Genomic DNA, 20,831 nt, shown 5'->3' with positions numbered 1-20,831 from the left:
CCGGAGCCCCCCGAAAACCCTGGTTGATCAAGAGCTTTTGGTCGGGATCGCGCGCGATCCCGACCAAAACTTCTTGATCGACGGGTCGAGGGTCAGGCCAGCCGGGTGGCGCCGGGGGCGGGGGTGACGGTGGTGACGGTGGGTGGGGTGAAGGCGCGGGTGGCGTAGGCGGCGGTGACGGCCTCGCTCACCCGGTCGGACTGGTCTGCCTCGACCAGGGCCAGCACACAGCCGCCGAAGCCGCCGCCGGTCATCCGGGCACCCAGTGCCCCGGCGGCCAGCGCCGCCTCGACGGCGGTGTCCACCTCGGGGACGGTGATGGCGAAGTCGTCGCGCATGCAGGCGTGCGAGGCGGTGAGCAGCGGCCCGATCTGCCGGACCTGCCCGCCGCGCAGCAGCGCGACGGTGTCGAGTACCCGCTGGTTCTCGGTGACCACGTGGCGGACCCGGCGGCGGATTTCGTCGTCGGGCAGCCGGGCCAACGCGTCGTCGAGACCGGCGGCCGGCACGTCCCGCAGGGCGGGCACGCCGAGCAGGGCGGCTGCCTTCTCGCAGCTGGCGCGGCGGGCCGCGTACTCACCGTCGGCGTGCCGGTGCGGGGCACGACTGTCGATCACCAACATGGCGAGGCCGGCGCTGTCGAGGTCGAAGGGGATGTGTTCGACCTGTTCGGTGCGGCAGTCGAGGAAGAGCGCGTGCCCGCCGCGGCAGCGGATCACCGCCGACTGGTCCATGATGCCGGTGGGCGCGCCGACGTAGTGGTTCTCGGCGCGCTGGGCCAGCCGAGGCTGCCCCTCGGCGGGCAGCGTCAGCCCGCCCAGGTCGACCAGCGCGGCGAGCACCGCGGCCTCCAGCGCGGCGGAGGAGGAGAGCCCGGCACCGAGCGGCACGTCGGAGGCGACGGCCAGCGAGACGCCGGGCACCGGGTGACCCGCCTCCCGCAACGCCCACACCACCCCGGCGACGTACGCCGCCCAGCCGGCCACCCGGCCGGGGTTGGTCACCTCGTCGACGCCGAAGCTGACCGTCTCGCCGGTCAGCTCGGAGTAGACCCTCCAGCGTCCGGGCTGCTGCACGGTGGCCGCCACGACGGTCCGCAGCGGTAGCGCGAAGGGCAGCACGAACCCGTCGTTGTAGTCGGTGTGCTCGCCGATCAGGTTGACCCGGCCGGGAGCCGCCCAGCGGCCGGCGGGTGCCTCACCGTACGCGTGCTGGAAGCAGGCGGTGGCGCGCTCGGCCACCTCGTCGCGGCGCGCGGTCATCGACGGTCCAGGATCTCGGCCCGGTAGAACGCCCAGGCGTCGGTGACCATGTCGTGCAGGGTGGGCTTGCGCGGCTGCCATCCCAGCTCGGCACGGGCCAGGTCGGAGGAGGCGACCAGTTCGGCCGGATCGCCGTCGCGGCGGGGGGCCATCTCGACCGGTACCGGCTGCCCGGTGACCTCGCGGACGACCTCGACCACCTGCCGGTTGGTGAAACCGTTGCCGTTGCCGAGGTTGTAGATGCGGTGCTGTCCGGCGGTCGCCGCGTCGAGGGCCAGCAGGTGGGCCTGGGCGAGGTCGGAGACGTGGATGTAGTCCCGGACGCAGGTGCCGTCGACGGTGGGGTAGTCGTCGCCGAAGAGTTGCAGCTTGTCCCGCCGACCGGCGGCCACCTCCAACGCGATCGGGATGAGGTGGGTTTCCGGGTCGTGCCGTTCACCGAGGGCGACGTCACCGTCGAGGTGGGCACCGGCGACGTTGAAGTAGCGCAGCGAGACGGCGGCCAGACCGTGACCGATCGACTCCGAGGTGAGCGCCATGTCGGCGGCGAGCTTGGTCGCTCCGTACGTGTTGGTGGGTGCCTTGACGGCGGTCTCCGGGATGGGCAGCTCGGTGGGGTTGCCGTAGACGGCGGCGGTGGAGGAGAAGACCAGCCGGGGCACGCCCGCGGCACGCACCGCGTCGATCAGCGCCAGGGTCCCGACGGTGTTGTTGTGCCAGTACCGTTCGGGGGCGACCATCGACTCGCCGGCGGCGATCAGGGCGGCGAAGTGCAGCACCCCGTCGAAGCCGGCCTGTGGGGTGAGCACCTTGGCCGCGTCGTGGATGCCGACCTCGACGTGGGTGGCCTCGGGAGCCAGCGCGACCCGGTGACCGGTGCGCAGGTCGTCCAGCACGACCACCTCGTGCCCGGCGTCGAGCAGCATCCGGGTCACCACGCTGCCGATGAAACCGGCCCCGCCGGTGACGAGCAGTTTCACGTCGCTTCCTCCTACCTGGCCGGTGCGGACGCGGCCTCGTGGTGGTCACCCTACGGGGCGTGGCTGGCTACCATCACTGCATGCGGGCCTCGCGTCGGCGCACACCCCGGCGGCGTGGCCACGACCTGCACCGCCGTCAGCCGGGACCGGTGGCCCGAGCGGTGGCCCGGGTCGTGGTCCGGGTCGCCGACGGTGCCGTGCGGCTCGTCACCCATCTGCTCGGCGCGGGACCGGCCGCCGGTCGGGAGCGGATCAGTGAGGCGGAACTGCGCGACCTGGTCGCCGCCAACACCGTCCTCGATCCGGTGGGGCAACGCATCATCGACGACGTGTTGGCCGCCGGTGCGAGCCTGGTACGCGAGGTGATGATGCCCCGTACCGAGGTGGTCTTCCTCTCCGCGGCGCTGACCATCGCCGAGGCGGAACCGTTGGTGCGGGCGGGACCGCACACCCGCTATCCGGTGGTCGACGGCACCCACGACGACGTGGTCGGCGTCGTGCATCTGCGTGACCTGGTGCTCAATCCGGACCGGGAGCCGGGCACCACGGTCGGGCAGTTGGCCCGCGAGGTCAAGCGCCTGCCGGCGAGCAAGCGGGTGCTGGCCGCGTTGACCGAGATGCGCCGGGAGGGGCATCACCTGGCGGTGGTGGTCGACGAGTACGGCGGCACCGCCGGCATCGTCACCTGCGAGGACCTCATCGAGGAGTTGGTCGGCGAGATCCACGACGAGTACGCGGAGGCGCCCGAGCCCGCGTACACCGGGTTGCCGGCGGTGGTGGACGGTCGGCTCAACCTGGCCGACTTCGCCGACCGCACCGGTGTCTCTCTGCCGACCGGGCCGTACGAGACGGTGGGCGGGTTCGTGATGGCCGCGCTGGGGCGGCTGCCGGCGCCGGGCGACGAGATCCCGGTCGGTCCGGAGCCGGTGGGGGCACCGGCCGGTGGCTGGCTGCTGCGGGTGTTGACCCTGGAAGGCCGGCGGGTGGCCCGCCTCGCGGTCACCGTCGCGCGGCTGCCCGAACAGCGCCGTGAGCCGGTGGCGGCGGCGGACCGGAGCCGACCCGCCGGCCCGTCATGACGTACGCCGGGCGTAGCTGACAGAATTGTCGGCATGTCCGACGTTCCGGCCCGCCCCCGCGTCTTCTCCGGTATCCAGCCGACAGCCGACTCGTTCCATCTCGGCAACTATCTCGGCGCGGTGCGGCACTGGGTGGCGTTGCAGGAGTCGCACGACGCCTTCTACTGCGTGGTGGACCTGCACGCCATCACCGCCGGGCACGATCCGAAGGTGCTGGTCCAGCGTTCCCGGGTGGCCGCCGCGCAGTTGCTCGCGGTCGGGCTGGACCCGGAGCGTTGCACCCTGTTCGTGCAGTCCCAGGTGCCGGAGCACACCCAGTTGGCGTGGGTGCTCGGCTGCCTGACCGGGTTCGGCGAGGCCAGCCGGATGACCCAGTTCAAGGACAAGTCGCAGAAGCAGGGCAACGAGCGGTCCAGCGTCGGCCTGTTCACCTACCCGATCCTGCAGGCCGCCGACATCCTGCTCTACCAGGCCAACGCGGTACCGGTCGGTGAGGACCAGCGGCAGCACCTGGAGCTTTCCCGGGACCTGGCGCAGCGGTTCAACTCGCTGTTCGGTCGGACCTTCACCGTGCCGGAGCCGCACATCGTGAAGGCCACCGCGAAGATCACCGACTTGCAGGATCCGACCGCGAAGATGTCGAAGTCGTCCTCGTCGCCGGCCGGCATCGTCGACCTGCTGGAGGATCCGGCGCGTTCGGCGAAGAAGATCCGGTCGGCGGTGACCGACACCGGTCGGGAGATCGTCTTCGACGAGGCGACCAAGCCGGGGATCTCCAACCTGCTCACCATCTACTCGGCGTTGAGCGGGCGGGGCATCGACGACCTGGTCGTGGCGTACGTCGGCAAGGGTTACGGCGACCTGAAGAAGGACCTCGCCGAGGTGGTCCGGGAGTTCGTCAGCCCGATCCAGCAGCGCACCCGCTCGTACCTCGACGATCCCGCCCAGTTGGACAAGCTCCTCGCGGCCGGTGCGGAGAAGGCCCGCGCGGTGGCGGCGCCGACGCTGCGTACCGCGTACGAGCGGGTGGGCTTCTTCCCCCCGGTACGTGGTGAGTGACCGCTCGGTCGAGGGCGGCGGTGTGGGCAGGCGTCGATGGCCGAAGGGGTGGCGCGGAGCGTGGATCAGGGGCCCGGAGCACCGGTGGCCGGCGACAGCGTCCAGATCGGCATCGCGGTCGACATCCCGGAGCCGTGGGGCAGCCTGCTGACCCGGCGTCGGCTGGAGGCCGGTGACCAGAACACGGTGCCGGCTCACGTCACCCTGCTCGGGCCGACCGAGATTCCGGTGAGCGCGTTGCCGGCCGTGGAACGGCACCTCGTCCGGGTCGCCGCCGAGCACCTGCCGTTCACCCTGCACCTGCGGGGTACCGGCACGTTCCGGCCGGTGACCCAGGTGGTCTTCGTCACGGTCGCCGCCGGCATCAGCGAGTGCGAGCTGCTCGCCGCCGCCATCAACGCCGCTCCGCAGCTACGCCGGGAGCTTCGGTTCCCCTACCATCCACACGTCACGGTCGCCCAGGATGTCGCGCCGGAGGCGCTGGACCAGGTGTACGAGGACCTGGCGGACTTCTCCGCGATGTTCGAAGTGGATCACTTCACGCTCTTCTCGCACAGCGGACAGACCCGCTGGCAACCGCGCCGCGACTTCCGACTGGGCGGCTGAGCGTCGCCGTCGGCGGTGTCGGGTACCTCTGACACGCGACGACGGATCGGCGAGGATGACGACGTGAACGTTCTGGGTCGGGTCGAGGCGGCCGTCGACCGTCGGCTGACCGCCGTGCGTCGCCGCTCCCCGGCCTTCAGCCACCTGTGGCGTGCCGGGGTGCTCTACACCGATCTGCAGGGCGGTCGACTGGCTGCCGCCATCGCCTACTACGGCTTCTTCGCGGTCTTCGCGCTGGCCCTGGTCGCGTACGCGATCTTCGGCGCGATCCTGGAGGACAACGACGAGGTGAGCGCGGCGGCGGAGGAGTTCCTCGGCGAGAATCTGCCGTTCCTCGATCCGGCCCAGGTCGCCGACAGCAGCGGCACCGTCGGGCTGGTCGGCCTGTTGATCCTGGTGTTGACCGGGATCGGGTGGGTGGAGGCGATCCGGTCCTCGCAGCGGCTGATCCACGGGCTCAACCAGCATCCGGGCAACCTGGTGGTGCGCCGCCTGGTCGACCTGGGTGTGCTGGTGGTCGTCTTCGTGCTGCTCGGTCTCTCGGTGGCGGCCGTGGACGCCCTGGAGTCGTTGCTGCGGTTCCTGCTGCGCAGCACCGGTTCGTTCGCGCTCACCACGGTCAGCGCGGTGCTCAGCGTGCTGGTCAACGCGGTGTTGGCCACGCTGTTGCTGGTCGCGGTGCCCCGGGTGCGGATGAGCCGGTCCCGGCTGCGGCCGGTGGTGCTGATCGTCGCGGTCGGCATTACCCTGCTCAACACCGTCGGTCGTTTCTGGGTGGGTCGGGTCGAGCACAACCCGGCGTACACGGTGGTGGCGACCGCCGTCGGGCTGCTGGTCTACCTTTACCTGCTCAACCAACTGGTGCTGTTCGGTGCCGCGCTGGCGGCGACGAGCCGGCACGGCCGGACGGTGGACTTGGCGGTCCGTCCCCGGCCGACCGAGGTCGACGTGGACGCCGATCCGGGTGCGCCGGGTGGGGCGGGTTGACGCGGTGGGAGGGACAGGCGTGCAGATCTCGATCGACCCGGGTTCGTCGGTGCCGCCGTACGAGCAGGTGCGCGGGCAGCTCGCGGAGCTAATCGGGGATGGTCGACTGCCGGTGGGCGCGAAACTGCCCACCGTCCGGCAGTTCGCCGCCGACCTGGGCTTGGCGGTGAACACGGTGGCTCGCGCGTACCGCGAGTTGGAGGCGGCGGGTCTGCTGGAGACCCGTGGTCGGCACGGCACCTTCGTCGCGCCCGGCCGCGATGACGCGGTGGACCGGTTGCAGCGGCTGGCCGCCGGGTACGCGACCGAGGCGACTCGGTTGGGTGTTCCGACGGACCGGGCGCTGTCCCTGGTCCGGGCGGCCCTCGACGCGGCACGGCCGAGCTGAGAGCAGGCCCGCGCTTCTGGGCCGTCGGCAGGGCACCTCGACGGTGGGATGCGCGGGGAAGTCGCACCCGGGTCGGGCGGGAAACCACCATGATGGGCCCGTGGGGGCACTTGTGACGCTGGACCTGCCGGACGACTCGCCGATGCTGGACCTACCGTGGATCATCACGTTCGGTCCGCTCGACGACATCGACGAGTGGGAGGCGGTGGTCTGCGGCCCGTACGAGCGACCACACGCGTTGGCGTTGGCCGAGGCGGTGGTGGCCGAGGAACAGTTCATGGCGGTGGTGGAGCCGCTGGTGCCGGCGGTTTCGGTGGAGCAGATCCGCAGCGAGATCACCGCCGCGCAGTCCGCCGCCGCCGAGGCAGCCCGGATCGACCAGGCCGACCTGTACGGCGACGTCGAGGACGTCGTCGACGAGGAACTGACCGAACCCGACCACCCGGCGGAGCCGCTACTTGCGCCGAGCGAGGCCGAGCTACGCGCGGGCTTCCGCCGCGTGGCCGCCCGCCTGCCCGGCGCGACCGAGTGAGGACCACCCGGCGCGCGCCCGATCAGGTCACTGTTCGTGCGTCCAGGCGAGGGTGATGCGCAGCTGGCTGATTCGCCAGCCCGCCGAGGTACGCACGGCGGTGCAGGCCACGCGTACGCCACTGGTCTGGTGCGGTGGCGCGCCATCCCGGTAGCGGTGGACGAGCTGGTTGGCGCTCGCCTCGGCCTGCTCGCCGTTGACGTGCACGAGGACGTCGCCGTGCACATGCAGGGTTTGCTCGCCGGCAACCTGGCTGCGCTTCAGGTAGGAGGCCACCTCGTCGAGACCGTGCAGCTGGCCGCCTAGCGGGGAGTGCACCACGACGTCGGGGTGGTAAACGGTGTGGACGTCGTCGTAGCGGCCGTCGTCCAGCAGGTTGGCCAGCCGGGCGAACAGCTCGGCGATCTCGATGCGGTCAGTGGTCAGGGTGGCGGTGGACACCAGAGCCCTCCTTGATGGTGACTCCAACATTGGTGAAACCAACATAGCGGCAAATGTTGGAGAGGCCAACACATTAGGGTGGGTGTCATGGATGACGTTCCCCAGCGCTTGACGGTGAAGCCGAGTTGGCTGATCACCCAGCTTGCCGTGCACACCCGCCGGCTGGTGTCCGACGGCTTCGCGGCAGCGGGAGCGCGCGGCTACCACTACCGCATCCTGGCCGCCTTGCACGAGTTCGGGCCGTCAAGCCAGGCGTTGCTCGGCCGCCGCTGCCGCATCGACCGCAGCGACGTCGTCGCGGCCGTCAACGAACTGGTCGAGCTGGGCTTCGTCGACCGGATACCGGACCCGGAACACGGACGGCGCAACCGGGTGACCCTCACCGAAGCCGGTCTGCGGCAACTGCACCGCATCGACGGGGTGCTCGACCAGGTGCAGGACGAACTGCTCAAGACGCTGTCGGCGACCGAGCGGCAGACACTGACCAATTTGCTCAGCCGGGTGCTCGCCCAGCACGAACCGAGCTGACCACCGGTCGCCGCCGTGACTCGACGACACAGAGTGGCCGGTGCCCGGGGGATCGCCCCGGGCACCGGCCACCGTCGCACCCCCCACCACAGGGGTCTTGCTCAGCCGCCCGGCGGCGCGTAGCACGCCGGACGGCCGAGTCGATGGGTTTGTACCCGTTCAGGACCGCTCGAACCACACCGCCGCGTCCACCGGCAGCAGGTGCCCACCGTCGCGTTCGGTCAGCGTCGCGCTGGCGACGAGGGGAGTGCCGTACCCGTCGATCGCCACCGGCGCGTCGCTGATGTTCACCACGCAGGTCAACACGGTCTCGTCGGCCCGGCGCTCGAAGGCGAGCACTCCCGGACCGGTCTCCAACCAGGTGATGCCGCCGACACCGGCCAACGCCGGGTGCTGGCCGCGGATCCGCAGCGCCGCGCGGTACAGCTCCAGGGTGGAGCCGGGTGTGCCGGTCTGCGCGGCCACCGACAGGTCACGCCAGGTCGCCGGAGCGGGCAGCCAGCTCAGCTCGCTACCGGCCGGGCCGAAGCCGTACGGCGCCAGTTCGCCGCTCCACGGGATCGGCACCCGGCAGCCGTCCCGGCTCTCACCGGTACGCAGGAAGGCCGGGTCCTGGCGCAGCTCGTCGGGCAGGTCCAGCACCTCGGGCAGGCCCAGTTCCTCACCCTGGTAGAGGTAGGCGCAGCCGGGCAGGGCGAGCATCAGCAGCGCGGCGGCCCGGGCCCGGCGCAGCCCGATCTCCCCGTCGCCGTAGCGGGTGACGTGCCGTTGCCGGTCGTGGTTGGACAGCACCCAGGTGGTCGGTGCGCCGACGATCGTCGACTCGGCGAGCGCCGTGTCGATCACTTTGCGGAACGAGTCCGCCGACCAGGTGGCGTCGAGGAAGTCGAAGCTGAAAGCCTGGTGCAGCTCGTCCGGGCCGATGTAGCGGGCCAGTCGCTGCGGGGTCTCGGCCCACGCCTCGGCGACGGCCATCCGACCACCCGGGTAGCTGTCCAGGATGGGTCGCCAGGCGCGGTAGATCTCGTGCACCTCGTCCTGGTCGAAGTAGGGCAGCCGACCCTTGCCGAGCAGTTCGGACTGGCGTCGGCCGGTGGTCATCGAGCTGAATCCGACGTCCGGCAACCCTTCGGCCTTGATCATGCCGTGGGCCACGTCGATCCGGAATCCGTCGACGCCACGGTCCAACCAGAAGCGCAGGATGTCCTCGAACTCGGCGCGTACCTCGGGGTGTCGCCAGTTCAGGTCGGGCTGGGCCGGGTCGAACAGGTGCAGGTACCACTGACCGTCGGCAACCCGGGTCCAGGCCGGGCCGCCGAAGATGCTCTCCCAGTCGTTGGGGGGCAGTTCGCCGTCGTCGCCCTTGCCGTCGGCGAAGAGGTAGCGCGCCCGCTCCGGTGAGCCGGGGGCGGCGGCCAGTGCCGCAGTGAACCACGGGTGCTTGTCGGAGGTGTGGTTCGGCACGATGTCGACGATGATCCGCAGGCCGAGCGCGTGGGCGTCGGTGATCATCGCCTCGAAGTCGGCGAGGTTGCCGAACATCGGGTCCACGTCGCGGTAGTCGGCGACGTCGTAACCGCCGTCGACCATGGGCGAGGTGTAGAAGGGGGTCAGCCAGAGCGCGTCGACACCGAGGTCACGCAGGTACGGCAGGCGTGCCCGGATGCCCTGGAGGTCGCCGATGCCGTCGCCGTCGGAGTCGGCGAAGCTGCGGACGTAGACCTGGTAGACGACGGCGGACCGCCACCAGTCGGCGTCGGAGGTCAGCGGCGAGGGGGTGCTGACGGTCATCGGGTGTTCCCCGTTTCTGCTGTCGCGGGACGGCGGCAACCCGGCGCTGGTGAGGTGGGGACGCACGGGTGTCTGAGAAGGATGCCGGGCCAACTCTGCAAGAGTCAAGCATTTCTTGCGCAAGATGCGCCACAGGAGCCGTCCTCTGGCCCAGTCGGGCCGGTGCTGCTTCGGGCGGGCTACGCCGGGACCGCGATCGCCGGCGGGGCCGGCCGCTGCCGGCTGGGACCGCTCGGCGTACCGTCCTGCCGGGCCACCGCCGTCGACCCCCGCACCACCAGTTCCGGCCGGAACAGGTACTCCGAGTGTGGGGCGCCATGGCCGTTGATCTCGTCGACCAGGGCCCGCACCGCGGCGATCGCCATGGCGGCCACCGGCTGGCGCATGGTGGTCAGGGGCGGGTCGGTGAAGGCCATCAGCGGTGAGTCGTCGTAGCCGACCACCGAGAGGTCCTCCGGCACCGACATGCCCCGCTGTCGGGCGGCCCGGATGGCACCGAGGGCCATCAGGTCGGAGCCGCAGACGATGCCGGTGGCGCCGCGCTCGATCAACCGGGCCGCCGCCGCCTCCCCGCCTTCGACGCCGAACAGCGACAGCTCGGTCAGCTCGGCCAACTCGGGTTCGTCCACACCCGCGAGACGTTCCATCGCCGACTTGTATCCGCTGACCTTGCGCTGCACCGGCACGAAGCGGTCCGGTCCGGTGATCAGACCGATCCGGCGGTGGCCCAGAGCCACCAGGTGGGCCACCGCCAGTTCGGCGGCCTCCCGGTCGTCGCAGGAGACGAAGGGCGCGGGCAGGCCCGGCGCGTACCCGTTGATCATCACGATCGGCAGCGGGCGGGCGAGCAGGGTGCGGTACCGGTCGTGGTCGGCGGCGGTGTCGGCGTGCAGGCCGGAGACGAAGACGATGCCGGACACCTGTCGGTCCAACAGCATCTCGACGTACTCGTCCTCGCGTACGCCGCCGGGGGTCTGGGTGCACAGCACCGGGGTGTAGCCGGTGGGGGCCAGCGCCGACTCGATGATCTGGGCGAACGCCGGGAAGATCGGGTTGTCCAGCTCCGGAACCACCAGACCGACCAACCCGGCGCTGCGCTTGCGCAGTCGGGCGGGGCGCTCGTAGCCGAGCACGTCGAGGGCGGTCAGGACGGCCTGCCGGGTCTCGGGGGCCACGCCGGGGCGGTCGTTGAGCACCCGCGACACCGTGGCCTCACTGACGTCGGCCTGCTGGGCGATGTCGGACAGGCGAGCGCGCATGGCGGCACTGTAGCTCACCACCATCTTCTTGCGCAGTGGCCAGCAAGAAGTTGCAGGACCCGGCAGGGTGTGTCGAGGGCACGCCTCGCCAGTGCGCGGCAGCCGTGCCGTTAGGGCACGTTCGGTCCGCACATGCTGCGCTGATGGTGACCGATACGGCGAGTTCGGTCACCGGATTCTGTGGGCGAAATGCCCCGACGGCGGCCACTTGTCGGTAACCGGAGTTGCGGATGGGGCACGGTTGTTGCAGCGGTGTTCGCAAGGGGTTTCTAGTTTCGAAAGTTCTTGCTACTGTCCCGCCGTTACCCGGCAGGCAACCTAGGAGCGAACATGCGCCGCACAGCCAGGGGGATCGCCGTACTCGCCTCTGCCACTCTCGCCCTTTCCGTCGCCGCGTGCGGCGGCGAGGAGAAGGCGGCCGAGGGGCAGCCGGCGGTCGACCCCGCCTCCCTCACCGCAGAACTGACCTGGTGGGACACCTCGGACCCGAAGAACGAGGGCCCGGCGTTCCAGGAGCTGATCGCCAAGTTCAACCAGACCTACCCGAACGTCAAGATCAACTACCAGTCGGTCCCGTTCGGTGAGGCGCAGAACAAGTTCAAGACCGCCGCGCAGGCCAAGACCGGTGCCCCGGACATCCTGCGGGCCGAGGTCGCCTGGGTGCCCGAGTTCGCCTCGCTGGGTCACCTGTACGCGCTGGACGGCTCCGAGCTGCTCGCCGACGAGTCCGACTTCCTGGAGACCCCGCTCGCCTCCAACAAGTTCGACGGCAAGACCTACGGCGTTCCTCAGGTCACCGACAGCCTCGCGCTGATGTACAACAAGGAACTGCTGAACCGGGCCGGCATCAGCGAGCCGCCGAAGACCTGGGCCGAGCTGAAGACGGCGGCGAAGACCATCAAGGACAAGACCGACGCCGAGGGGCTCTACCTCAACCCGGCCGGCTACTTCCTGCTGCCCTTCATGTACGGCGAGGGCGGCGACCTGGTCGACGCCGCGAACAAGAAGATCATCATCAACTCGGAGCAGAACGCGGCCGGGCTGGCGATCGCCAAGGACCTGATCGACAGCGGGGCGGCTGCCAAGCCGTCCGCCAACGACGCCTACGGCACCATGATGACCCTCTTCAAGGAGAAGAAGGTCGCCATGATCATCAACGGGCCGTGGGAGGTCAACAACGTCCAGCAGGCACCGGACTTCGGCGGCCTGGAGAACCTGGGCATCGCGCCGGTGCCGGGCGGCTCGACCCGCGCCGGTGGTCCGGTCGGCGGCCACAACTACGTGATCTGGTCCGGCATGCCGCAGGAGAAGGTCGACGCCGCCGTCGCGTTCGTCAAGTTCATGAGCTCCGCCGAGTCGCAGGCGTTCCTGTCCGAGAAGCTCGGCCTGCTGCCGACCCGCAGCTCGGCGTACGACCTCGACGCGGTGAAGAACAACCCCACCGTCGCCGCCTTCCAGCCGGTGGTCGAGGCCGGCGTCGGTCGTCCGTGGATCCCCGAGGCCGGTCAGTTCTTCGGCCCGCTCGACCAGATGGCCACCGAGGTCCTGATCCAGAACAAGGACCCGAAGGCCGCGCTGGACACCGTCGCGAAGAAGTACAAGGCCGAGGTCGTTCCCTCCTACGAGAACTGACCTCAGCCGGATCTCTCGGCACCCGGCAGGGTCGCGTGACCGGCACCGGTCACCGGCCCTGCCGGACCTCCCCTCATGGAGCGCAGCTGATGACCACCGTGACAGCCGAACCGGCGCCCCCCTCGCCGCCGCCCGGCCGATCCGCTCGTCCCTCCCGGCTGCGCCGCAGCTGGGAGCAACACTGGTACGCCTGGGCGATGGTGCTGCCCGTCGTCATCGTCCTGGCAGTCCTGATCTTCTACCCGCTGGTCCGGGGGATCTGGATCTCCCTCACCAACCTCACCGAGGCCAACCAGGCCGCAGAGATCTGCACCAGGTCGATCACCGGTGGCGAGGTCTGTGCCGAGAACCCCAACCGGTGGGAGTTCGTCGGTCTCGACAACTACATCAACGTGCTCAGCGGCAATGTCGGCGACTTCTGGCAGTGGACCGGCATCACGCTGATCTGGACTCTCGGGTGCGTCGTGTTCCACTACGGTCTGGGCCTCGGCCTGGCCGTGATGCTCAACCGTCCGATGCGGGGTCGCGGTCTCTACCGGGTGCTGCTGGTCCTGCCCTGGGCGGTACCGGCCTTCGTCAGCGCCTTCGCCTGGAAGTTCATCTTCAACGAGCGCTTCGGCCTGGCGAACTCGCTGCTCACCTCGCTCGGCATCGACTCGGTCGACTGGTTCGCCAACCAGTGGACGTCGCTGCTCACCGCGATCATCACCAACATCTGGCTCGGCGTGCCGTTCATGATGGTCGCCCTGCTGGGCGGGATGCAGACGATTCCCGGCGAGTTGTACGAGGCCGCCGAGATCGACGGTGCCTCCGCGTGGCAGCGGTTCCGCAACATCACCCTGCCGGGACTGCGCCCGGTCAGCATGACGGTGATCCTGCTCGGCACGATCTGGACGTTCAACATGTTCCCGATCATCTTCCTGGTGACCGAGGGGCAGCCGGCGGGCGAGACCGAGATCCTGGTGACCGGTGCCTTCCGGGCGGCGTTCGAGGGCATCCGCAACTACTCGCTCGCGTCCACGTACGGCGTGCTGATCCTGTCGATCCTGCTGGTGTTCTCGCTGTTCTACCGGCGGGCGCTGCGCAAGCAAGGCGAGGTGTGGTGACATGAGCCAACTGACCACTCCCGCAGCGGCGGTTCCGGCCGCCCCGGCGAAGGTCGGCAACCGGCCCGGCCGCAGCCGGCGCAGCCCGGTGAAATCCCTGCTGCTGCACGGCACGCTGGTCATCGCCTCGCTGATCGCGCTCGGCCCGATCGTCTGGGTGCTGCTGGCCTCGTTCAAACCCGGGTACGCGGTGCAGAGCAGCGAGCTGACCCTGGTCAAGGACCCGACCCTGGCCAACTACAGCTACGTGCTGTTCGACACGAACTTCCCGAGGTGGCTGCTGAACTCGGTGATCGTGGCGGCGTTCACGATGCTGATCGGCATCTTCTTCTCGGCCACCACCGGATACGCGGTGTCCCGGTTCAACTTCCCCGGGCGTCGGCCGTTGATGATGACCTTCCTGATCACCCAGATGTTCCCGGCGGCCATCCTGATCGTGCCGATCTACACGATCATGGCCCGGCTCGGTCTGATCAACACGTTGCCGGCTCTGGTCATCGCGTACCTGACCATCGCGGTGCCGTTCTGCGCCTGGATGCTCAAGGGCTACTTCGACTCCATCCCCACCTCGCTGGACGAGGCGGCGGCGCTGGACGGCTGCGGTCCGTTCGCGATCTTCTGGCGGGTGGTGTTGCCACTGGCCCGACCGGCCATCGCGGTCACCGCCTTCTACACCTTCCTCACCGCCTGGGGCGAGGTGATGTACGCGTCGGCGTTCATCCAGACCGACGACACGTTCACCCTGGCGTACGGGCTCCAGCAGTTCGTGCCGCAGTTCAACCCGCAGTGGGAGTACCTGACGGCGGCGGCGGTCCTGGTGACCGTGCCGGCCGGTGTGGTGTTCATGATCGCTCAGCGGCACCTGGTCTCCGGGCTGACCGCCGGAGGCACCAAGGGCTGACCGGGCGTGATCGGCCGGTCGCCGGTGCCGGGAGCAGCCCGGATTTCCGGGGGCGCCTCTACTACAAAACGTCGTTGATAGGGCAGGATGGGTCGGGTGGAAGCACTTCGACTCATCCTCCTCTACGTCCATCTGATCGGGTTCGCGCTGCTGCTCGGTGGTGCGATCGCCCAATACCTCACCGGCAAGCTCCGGGTCAACGCCGCCATGCTCTGGGGGGCCGTGATCCAGGTGCTGAGCGGCATCGGGCTGAGCGCGCCGCTGCGCGACGGCGACGAGCCGGCGCCGGGGAAGCTTGTGACGAAGCTGGTGATCGCTCTGCTGATCTTCGTCATGGTCTTCTTCTCCCGTAAGCGCACTGAGGTCAACCGGGGGCACTTCCTCGCCATCGTGGGACTCACCCTGGTCAACGCGGCTGTGGCGGTCTTCTGGCGGTAGCGGGGCGGCCCACTGCGCCGACGGAGAAAACTCGCTTTTACGGCACACGCCCACCTGTCTACCGGCACCCTGAGTGACGGGGCCCACCCAAGCATTACGTAGGGGTAACAGGCCTCCAACAGTCCTGCACGATTGTCGGTCGGCAGGTGGGCGTGGGCGTACGCTCTCCTCCCGTAACGTGGGACGCCGGCGGCAAGGCGCAGGCCGGTTCAAGGGCTGCCACCGCGTAACCCGCGGTGTGCAATGGGAAGGAGACGTCTTGCGCTCGGTGCGTGGGATGCGGATCGCCTCGATCATCGCGGCGGGTGGGCTCGTACTGAGCGCCGCCGCCTGTGGCGAGGCTCCGGATGAGGACAACAACGCCGGTTCAGGCGAGAAGTACACCGCCTGCATGGTCACTGACGTCGGCGGCATCGACGACAAGTCGTTCAACGCCTCCGCCTGGAAGGGCCTGGAAGAGGCCAAGGCGGAGAACAGCAACATCGACATCAAGTACGTCGCGTCCAAGGCTGAGGCGGACTACGAGCCGAACCTCACCCAGTACGTCAACCAGGACTGCGACTTCATCCTGGCCGTCGGTGGGCTGATGCAGGACGCCACCAAGAAGATCGCCGAGGCGAACCCGGACCAGCAGTTCGGCATCGTCGACGCCAACCCGGGCGTGGCCAACGTCTACCCGATGGAGTTCGACACCGCCCAGGCCGGCTTCCTGGCCGGGTACGTCGCCGCCGGGATGAGCGAGAGCGGCAAGGTGGCGACCTACGGCGGCATGAAGATCCCGCCGGTGACCATCTTCATGGACGGCTTCGTCGACGGCGTGGCCTACTACAACGAGGCCAAGAGCGCGAGCGTCCAGGCCCTCGGTTGGAACAAGGAGACCCAGAACGGCTCCTTCACCAACGACTTCGTCAAGCAGGACGAGGGCAAGAAGGTCAGCGACGCGCTGGTCGCCCAGGGTGCGGACATCATCATGCCGGTCGCCGGCGGCGCCGGCCTCGGCACCACCGGTGCGGCCAAGGCCTCGGGTGGCAAGTACAACACCATCTGGGTGGACGTCGACGGCTGCGAGAGCACCCCGGACTGCCCGGCGATCATCACCACCGTGGTGAAGAACATCCCGGGTGCGGTCAAGGACGCCGTCCTCAAGGCCGCTGGCGGCGAGAAGCTCAACGCCGAGGAGGGCTTCGTCGGCACGCTGGCCAACGAGGGCGTCTCGCTGGCCCCGTACCACGACTTCGACAGCAAGGTTCCGGCCGAGCTGAAGGCCGAGGTCGACAAGCTGAAGGCGGACATCGCCGCCGGCACCGTCACGGTCACCTCGGCCGCCCAGCCGAAGTGACCCGGGTCGGCCGTCCCCGGTGAGACGATCACCGGGGGCGGCCGACGAGCAGAGCCACACAACGTTCCGGCCGCTGGGGCGCGGGGTTCACCCGCAGTGCCGCAGCGGCCGATCCGCGCCACCGGTTCGGCCGACGCCGTGCCGCTCGTCAGCAGCTACGCTGCACCATCGCTTCGCACTCCAGGAGGTTGCGCTGAGACTCGAACTGCGCGGCATCACCAAGCGGTTCGGTGATCTGGTCGCCAACGACCACATCGACCTCACGGTGGAGCCTGGAGAGATCCATGCCCTGCTCGGCGAGAACGGCGCCGGCAAGTCGACCCTGATGAACGTGCTCTACGGGCTCTACCAGCCCGACGAGGGTGAGATCCTGGTCGACGGCGAGCCGTTGAAGCTGCGCGGCCCCTCGGACGCGATCGCCGCCGGCATCGGCATGGTGCACCAACACTTCATGCTCGTGCCCGTTTTCACCGTCACCGAGAACATCATGCTCGGTGCCGAGCAGGTGCGCGGCGGCATCGCCGGCTTCCTGGACCGGCGTCGCGCCCGGCGCGAGGTCGCCGAGGTCTCCGAGCGGTACAACCTGCGGGTCGACCCGGACGCGGTGATCGAGGACCTGCCGGTCGGCGTCCAGCAGCGGGTGGAGATCGTCAAGGCGCTCACCCGCGACGTGGACCTGCTCATCCTGGACGAGCCGACGGCGGTGCTCACCCCGCAGGAGACCGAGGAACTGCTCGCGGTGATGCGGTCGCTCAAGGCCGCCGGCAAGTCGATCGTCTTCATCACCCACAAGCTCGGCGAGGTCAAGGCGATCGCTGACCGGATCACCGTGATCAGGCGCGGAAAGACCGTGGGCACGGCCTCGCCGGAGGCCAGCCGGGACGAACTGGCCGCGTTGATGGTCGGCCGCACCGTCCGGCTCACCGTGGACAAGGCCCCGGCGACCCCGGGCGAGCCGGTCCTGGAGATCGCCGGCCTGGTCGTCGACGACGACCGTCAGGTTCGCGCGGTGGACGGCGTCGACCTGACGGTACGCGCGGGCGAGGTGCTCGGCGTCGCGGGCGTGCAGGGCAACGGCCAGACCGAACTGATCGAAGCGATCATGGGGTTGCGGCCGGTGCTCGCCGGCACGGTCACCCTGGACGGGCAGCGGATCGACGGCTGGTCGACCAAGAAGGTGCTCCGGGCGGGCGTCGGCTACGTGCCGGAGGACCGCAGCGTCGACGGGCTGGTCAAGGAGTTCAGCGTCGCCGAGAACCTGGTGCTGGACATGTACGACCGGCCGCCCTTCGGTCGCGGCCTGTCGCTGCGACCGGACGAGATCGGCAGGTCGGCGGCGGAACGGATCGAGCAGTTCGACGTACGGACCTCGTCGGCCGACGCGCCGGTCGGCACCCTCTCCGGCGGCAACCAGCAGAAGGTGATCGTGGCCCGGGAGCTGTCCCGGCCGCTGAAGCTCTTCATCGCCGCCCAACCGACCCGGGGGGTGGATGTCGGCTCGATCGAGTTCATCCACAGCCGGGTCATCCACGAGCGGGACATCGGCACCGCCGTGCTGGTGGTCTCCAGCGAGTTGGACGAGGTCATCGGGCTGGCCGACCGGGTCGCGGTGATGTACCGCGGGCGGATCATCGGCGTGGTCGGCCCGGACACCCCCCGTGAGGAGATCGGCCTGCTGATGGCCGGCATCACCCCGGACGCCACGGGCGGCTCCCCGGACGACGGGACCGTGCCGACGGCGACCACCGACCCGGACGTGGCGGCCACCGCCGACGCGGACGTGTCATCCGACGCCGGCACCCAGGCGATCACCGACCGGGACGTCACGGCCACCACCGATGGCGTGGCACCTGCCCCTGAGGGTAGCGAGGACAAGAAGGCATGAGCGAGCGCAATTCCCAGCCGAGTTCCCCGGACAAGGAACCGGCGAGTGAGGACCAGGCCGCCCGGAGCGCGCTCGGCAACACCGAACGCGCCGAGCCGGCCAACACACCCGGTGAACCGGAACCGCACCCCACGCTGGGGCGGCTGTTCCTGGAGAACCTCTGGGCCGCCAACACCTTCACGGTGACCCTGCTTTCGCTGGTGCTGGCGATGCTCGTGGGCGCCGTACTGATGATCATTTCTGATCCGGACGTGCTGGCCACCTACAGCTACATCACCGCCCGCCCGTCGGACGCGATCAACGCCAGTTGGACGCTGGTCAGCGAGGCGTACGCGAACCTGTTCAAGGGCTCGATCTTCGATCCGGCCGCGACCAACGCCGACGCGGCGCTCAGCCCGATCTCGGAGACCCTCACCTACACCGCTCCGCTGGTCTTCACCGGCCTGTCGGTGGCGCTGGCCTTCCGTGGCGGCCTGTTCAACATCGGCGCGCAGGGACAGGCGACGATGGGCGTCATCCTGGCCGCGCTGGCCGGCTTCCTGCTGCCGCTGCCGCCCGGACTGCACCTGCTGGTCGCGGTCTTGGCCGGTGCGCTCGGCGGCGCCATCTGGGGCTTCATCCCGGGCATCCTCAAGGCGCGGACCGGCGCCCACGAGGTGATCAACACGATCATGCTCAACTACATCGCGGTCTACTTCCTCACCTGGCTGATCGTGCAGAACGGGGTGCAGGACCCGAACCGCACCGACGCGATCAGCCGGGCCGTGGACAGCTCCGCCCAACTTCCCCGGATCTTCGGCGAGCCGCTGCGGGCGCACACCGGCATCGTGCTGGCCGTCCTGGCCACCTGGGCGGTCGCCTGGCTGCTCAACCGCTCGACGCTCGGCTTCGAGCTGCGGGCGGTGGGCGCCAACCCGGACGCCGCCCGCACCGCGGGCATGAGCGTCACCCGCACGTACGTGCTGATCATGGTTTTCGCCGGGGCGCTGGCCGGTCTCGGTGGCTCGCAGATGGTGCTCGGCACCACCGCCGCCGCGCTGACCCCCCTGGTGGTCGCCCAGATCGGCTTCGACGGCATCCTGGTCGCCCTGCTCGGCCGGGTGAAACCGTGGGGGGTGGCGCTGGCCGCGCTGCTGTTCGGCGCGTTGCAGGCGGGCGGCAACCGGATGCAGTCGTACTCGGGGATCTCGCTGGAGCTGGTCACCGTGCTCCAGGCCCTGATCGTCATCTTCATCGCCGCGCCGGCCCTGGTGAAGGCGATCTTCCAGCTCCGGGCCGCACGGGCCGCCCGGTTGCAGACGAGCCTCGCGAAGGGCTGGTGAGGCATGTCCACCACGGCTGTTCCCGACGTCGCGGTCGCGCCGGTCGACGAGGGCTTCTGGACCCGTACCCGCAAGGTCGGCCTGGTGCTGCTGGCGCTCGGGCTGCTGGCCACCGTGCTGTTCGGTGTGCTCGCCACCGGCGAGCAGGCCCGCTTCACGCTCAGTGAGGACGCCGCCGGTGCCGCGCTGGAGATCAACGGTACGGTCGGTGCGGTCCTCTTCGGCCTGATCGCGCTGGCCGCCGGTGGGGCGATGCTCGTCGGTCTGCCGAAGCGCTGGTTCGTCCCGGTGCTCGCCGTCGGTCTGATCGCCTTCGTGTTCTCCTTCCTGTGCTGGCAGGTCTCCGCCGCGCCGACCGGGCAGAACTTCATGCCGCTGGTCAACATCGTGCGGGGCACCTTCCTGCTCGCCCTGCCGCTGATCTTCGGTTCCCTCGCCGGGGTGCTCTGCGAGCGCTCCGGCGTGGTGAACGTGGCGATCGAGGGGCAGCTGCTGATGGGCGCGTTCAGCGGCGCGTTGTTCGGCAGCATCTCCGGCAGCGTCTGGGTCGGCCTGCTCGCCGCCGCCGTCGGCGGGTCGTTCATCTCGCTGCTGCTGGCCGTGTTCAGCATCCGGTACCTGGTCGACCAGGTGGTCATGGGCATCGTGCTGAACCTGCTGGCGGTCGGCATCACCGGCTTCCTCTACGAGCGGCTGATGCAGACCGACGCCGCCAAGTACAACAGCGCGCCGCGCTTCAGCAACTGGGAGATCCCGCTGTTGTCGGACATCCCGGTGCTCGGTCCGGCGCTGTTCCGGGGCAACATCTTCCTCTACCTGGCCCTGCTGCTGGTGCTCGTGATCCACATCGCGCTGTTCCGTACCCGGTGGGGGCTGCGGACCCGGTCGGTCGGTGAGCACCCGACGGCGGCGGACACCCTGGGTGTGAAGGTGCTCGGCCTGCGCTACCGCAACGTGATCATGGCCGGCGCGGTGGCCGGTATCGGTGGCGCCTCCTACACGCTGGCGCTCTTCTCGTTCACCAAGAACATGATCGGCGGTAAGGGCTTCATTGCCCTGGCCGCGCTGATCTTCGGCCGGTGGAGCCCGACCGGCGCGCTGCTCGCCGCGCTCTTCTTCGGCTTCGCCGACCAGTTGGCCACCTACCTGGGTGCGATCAACAGCATCATCCCCGGTCAGTTCCTGGCCATGCTGCCCTACCTGGCGACGATCCTGGCCGTGGCCGGGCTGGTCGGTCGGGTACGGGCTCCGGCCGCCGACGGCAAGCCGTACATCAAGGGCTGACCCAGGAGGCAG

At 69.7% G+C, this 20,831-nt stretch carries 20 protein-coding genes; 15 read left to right on the top strand and 5 right to left on the bottom strand.

The window, feature by feature from the left end:
- Positions 1 to 92: 92 nt before the first annotated feature.
- Complete coding sequence (gene galK / locus FF096_RS05160) at positions 93 to 1,262, bottom strand: galactokinase (RefSeq protein ID WP_155215188.1); 1,170 nt, start codon at positions 1,260 to 1,262, stop codon at positions 93 to 95.
- Positions 1,259 to 2,242, bottom strand: a complete 984-nt coding sequence (gene galE, locus FF096_RS05155) for a UDP-glucose 4-epimerase GalE (RefSeq protein WP_309222716.1) — start codon at positions 2,240 to 2,242, stop codon at positions 1,259 to 1,261. Before galE ends, galK begins: the two co-directional genes overlap by 4 nt.
- 80 nt (positions 2,243 to 2,322) lie before the next feature.
- Between galE and FF096_RS05150 the strand changes: the two genes are divergently transcribed.
- The 6 genes from FF096_RS05150 to FF096_RS05125 all read left to right on the top strand — a co-directional run bounded on the left by FF096_RS05150 (position 2,323) and on the right by FF096_RS05125 (position 6,893).
- Positions 2,323 to 3,321: a hemolysin family protein gene (locus FF096_RS05150; protein WP_155215187.1), complete on the top strand. Its 999-nt coding sequence runs from the start codon at positions 2,323 to 2,325 to the stop codon at positions 3,319 to 3,321.
- Between the two features lie 33 nt (positions 3,322 to 3,354).
- Positions 3,355 to 4,380, top strand: coding sequence for a tryptophan--tRNA ligase (gene trpS, locus FF096_RS05145; protein WP_155215186.1), 1,026 nt, complete (start codon positions 3,355 to 3,357; stop codon positions 4,378 to 4,380).
- 36 nt (positions 4,381 to 4,416) lie between these two features.
- Positions 4,417 to 4,986 carry a 2'-5' RNA ligase family protein gene (locus FF096_RS05140; protein ID WP_155215185.1) on the top strand — a complete coding sequence of 190 codons (570 nt, stop codon included), beginning with the start codon at positions 4,417 to 4,419 and terminating at the stop codon, positions 4,984 to 4,986.
- A gap of 63 nt (positions 4,987 to 5,049) precedes the next feature.
- The gene (locus FF096_RS05135; RefSeq protein WP_309222715.1) at positions 5,050 to 5,973 is read left to right on the top strand and encodes a YhjD/YihY/BrkB family envelope integrity protein; all 924 of its coding nucleotides are present in this window, start codon (positions 5,050 to 5,052) and stop codon (positions 5,971 to 5,973) included.
- Between the two features lie 19 nt (positions 5,974 to 5,992).
- Positions 5,993 to 6,361, top strand: a complete 369-nt coding sequence (locus FF096_RS05130; RefSeq protein ID WP_309222714.1) for a GntR family transcriptional regulator — start codon at positions 5,993 to 5,995, stop codon at positions 6,359 to 6,361.
- Between the two features lie 100 nt (positions 6,362 to 6,461).
- Positions 6,462 to 6,893 carry a hypothetical protein gene (locus tag FF096_RS05125; RefSeq protein ID WP_309222713.1) on the top strand — a complete coding sequence of 144 codons (432 nt, stop codon included), beginning with the start codon at positions 6,462 to 6,464 and terminating at the stop codon, positions 6,891 to 6,893.
- A gap of 27 nt (positions 6,894 to 6,920) precedes the next feature.
- On the opposite strand, the gene FF096_RS05120 is transcribed toward FF096_RS05125, so the two are convergent.
- Complete coding sequence (locus tag FF096_RS05120) at positions 6,921 to 7,334, bottom strand: nuclear transport factor 2 family protein (protein WP_309222712.1); 414 nt, start codon at positions 7,332 to 7,334, stop codon at positions 6,921 to 6,923.
- An 87-nt stretch (positions 7,335 to 7,421) separates the two neighbouring features.
- Here FF096_RS05120 and FF096_RS05115 point away from each other — a divergent pair, with 87 nt between their 5' ends.
- Entirely contained in the window at positions 7,422 to 7,862 is a 441-nt protein-coding gene (locus FF096_RS05115) for a MarR family winged helix-turn-helix transcriptional regulator (protein ID WP_155215184.1), read from the top strand.
- 159 nt (positions 7,863 to 8,021) lie between these two features.
- On the opposite strand, the gene FF096_RS05110 is transcribed toward FF096_RS05115, so the two are convergent.
- Both FF096_RS05110 and FF096_RS05105 read right to left on the bottom strand, forming a co-directional pair.
- The gene (locus FF096_RS05110; RefSeq protein WP_155215183.1) at positions 8,022 to 9,653 is read right to left on the bottom strand and encodes a glycoside hydrolase family 13 protein; all 1,632 of its coding nucleotides are present in this window, start codon (positions 9,651 to 9,653) and stop codon (positions 8,022 to 8,024) included.
- Positions 9,654 to 9,832: 179 nt separating this feature from the next.
- Positions 9,833 to 10,912 (bottom strand): LacI family DNA-binding transcriptional regulator, encoded by a 1,080-nt coding sequence (locus FF096_RS05105; RefSeq protein ID WP_155215182.1) that lies wholly within the window; start codon positions 10,910 to 10,912, stop codon positions 9,833 to 9,835.
- A 330-nt stretch (positions 10,913 to 11,242) separates the two neighbouring features.
- Here FF096_RS05105 and FF096_RS05100 point away from each other — a divergent pair, with 330 nt between their 5' ends.
- The 8 genes from FF096_RS05100 (at position 11,243) to FF096_RS05065 (ending at position 20,819) form a co-directional block, all read left to right on the top strand.
- On the top strand, positions 11,243 to 12,544 hold the full coding sequence (locus FF096_RS05100) for an extracellular solute-binding protein (RefSeq protein ID WP_155215181.1): 1,302 nt from the start codon (positions 11,243 to 11,245) through the stop codon (positions 12,542 to 12,544).
- 89 nt (positions 12,545 to 12,633) lie between these two features.
- Positions 12,634 to 13,650: a carbohydrate ABC transporter permease gene (locus tag FF096_RS05095; protein WP_155215180.1), complete on the top strand. Its 1,017-nt coding sequence runs from the start codon at positions 12,634 to 12,636 to the stop codon at positions 13,648 to 13,650.
- 1 nt (position 13,651) lies between these two features.
- On the top strand, positions 13,652 to 14,551 hold the full coding sequence (locus FF096_RS05090) for a sugar ABC transporter permease (protein WP_155215179.1): 900 nt from the start codon (positions 13,652 to 13,654) through the stop codon (positions 14,549 to 14,551).
- Between the two features lie 96 nt (positions 14,552 to 14,647).
- Positions 14,648 to 14,989 carry a hypothetical protein gene (locus FF096_RS05085; RefSeq protein ID WP_309222711.1) on the top strand — a complete coding sequence of 114 codons (342 nt, stop codon included), beginning with the start codon at positions 14,648 to 14,650 and terminating at the stop codon, positions 14,987 to 14,989.
- Between the two features lie 277 nt (positions 14,990 to 15,266).
- Positions 15,267 to 16,328 carry a BMP family protein gene (locus FF096_RS05080; RefSeq protein ID WP_155215393.1) on the top strand — a complete coding sequence of 354 codons (1,062 nt, stop codon included), beginning with the start codon at positions 15,267 to 15,269 and terminating at the stop codon, positions 16,326 to 16,328.
- Between the two features lie 160 nt (positions 16,329 to 16,488).
- Entirely contained in the window at positions 16,489 to 18,213 is a 1,725-nt protein-coding gene (locus FF096_RS05075) for an ABC transporter ATP-binding protein (protein ID WP_155215392.1), read from the top strand.
- Positions 18,210 to 19,535, top strand: coding sequence for an ABC transporter permease (locus FF096_RS05070; protein ID WP_155215177.1), 1,326 nt, complete (start codon positions 18,210 to 18,212; stop codon positions 19,533 to 19,535). The genes FF096_RS05075 and FF096_RS05070 overlap by 4 nt, the downstream gene beginning before the upstream one ends.
- Before the next feature lie 3 nt (positions 19,536 to 19,538).
- On the top strand, positions 19,539 to 20,819 hold the full coding sequence (locus FF096_RS05065; RefSeq protein WP_155215176.1) for an ABC transporter permease: 1,281 nt from the start codon (positions 19,539 to 19,541) through the stop codon (positions 20,817 to 20,819).
- The last annotated feature ends 12 nt before the right edge of the window (positions 20,820 to 20,831 follow it).

This window comes from Micromonospora sp. CP22, from assembly GCF_009712475.1.
Classification (GTDB): Bacteria; Actinomycetota; Actinomycetes; order Mycobacteriales; family Micromonosporaceae; genus Micromonospora.
This window is presented reverse-complemented; position numbering and strand designations above follow the sequence as displayed.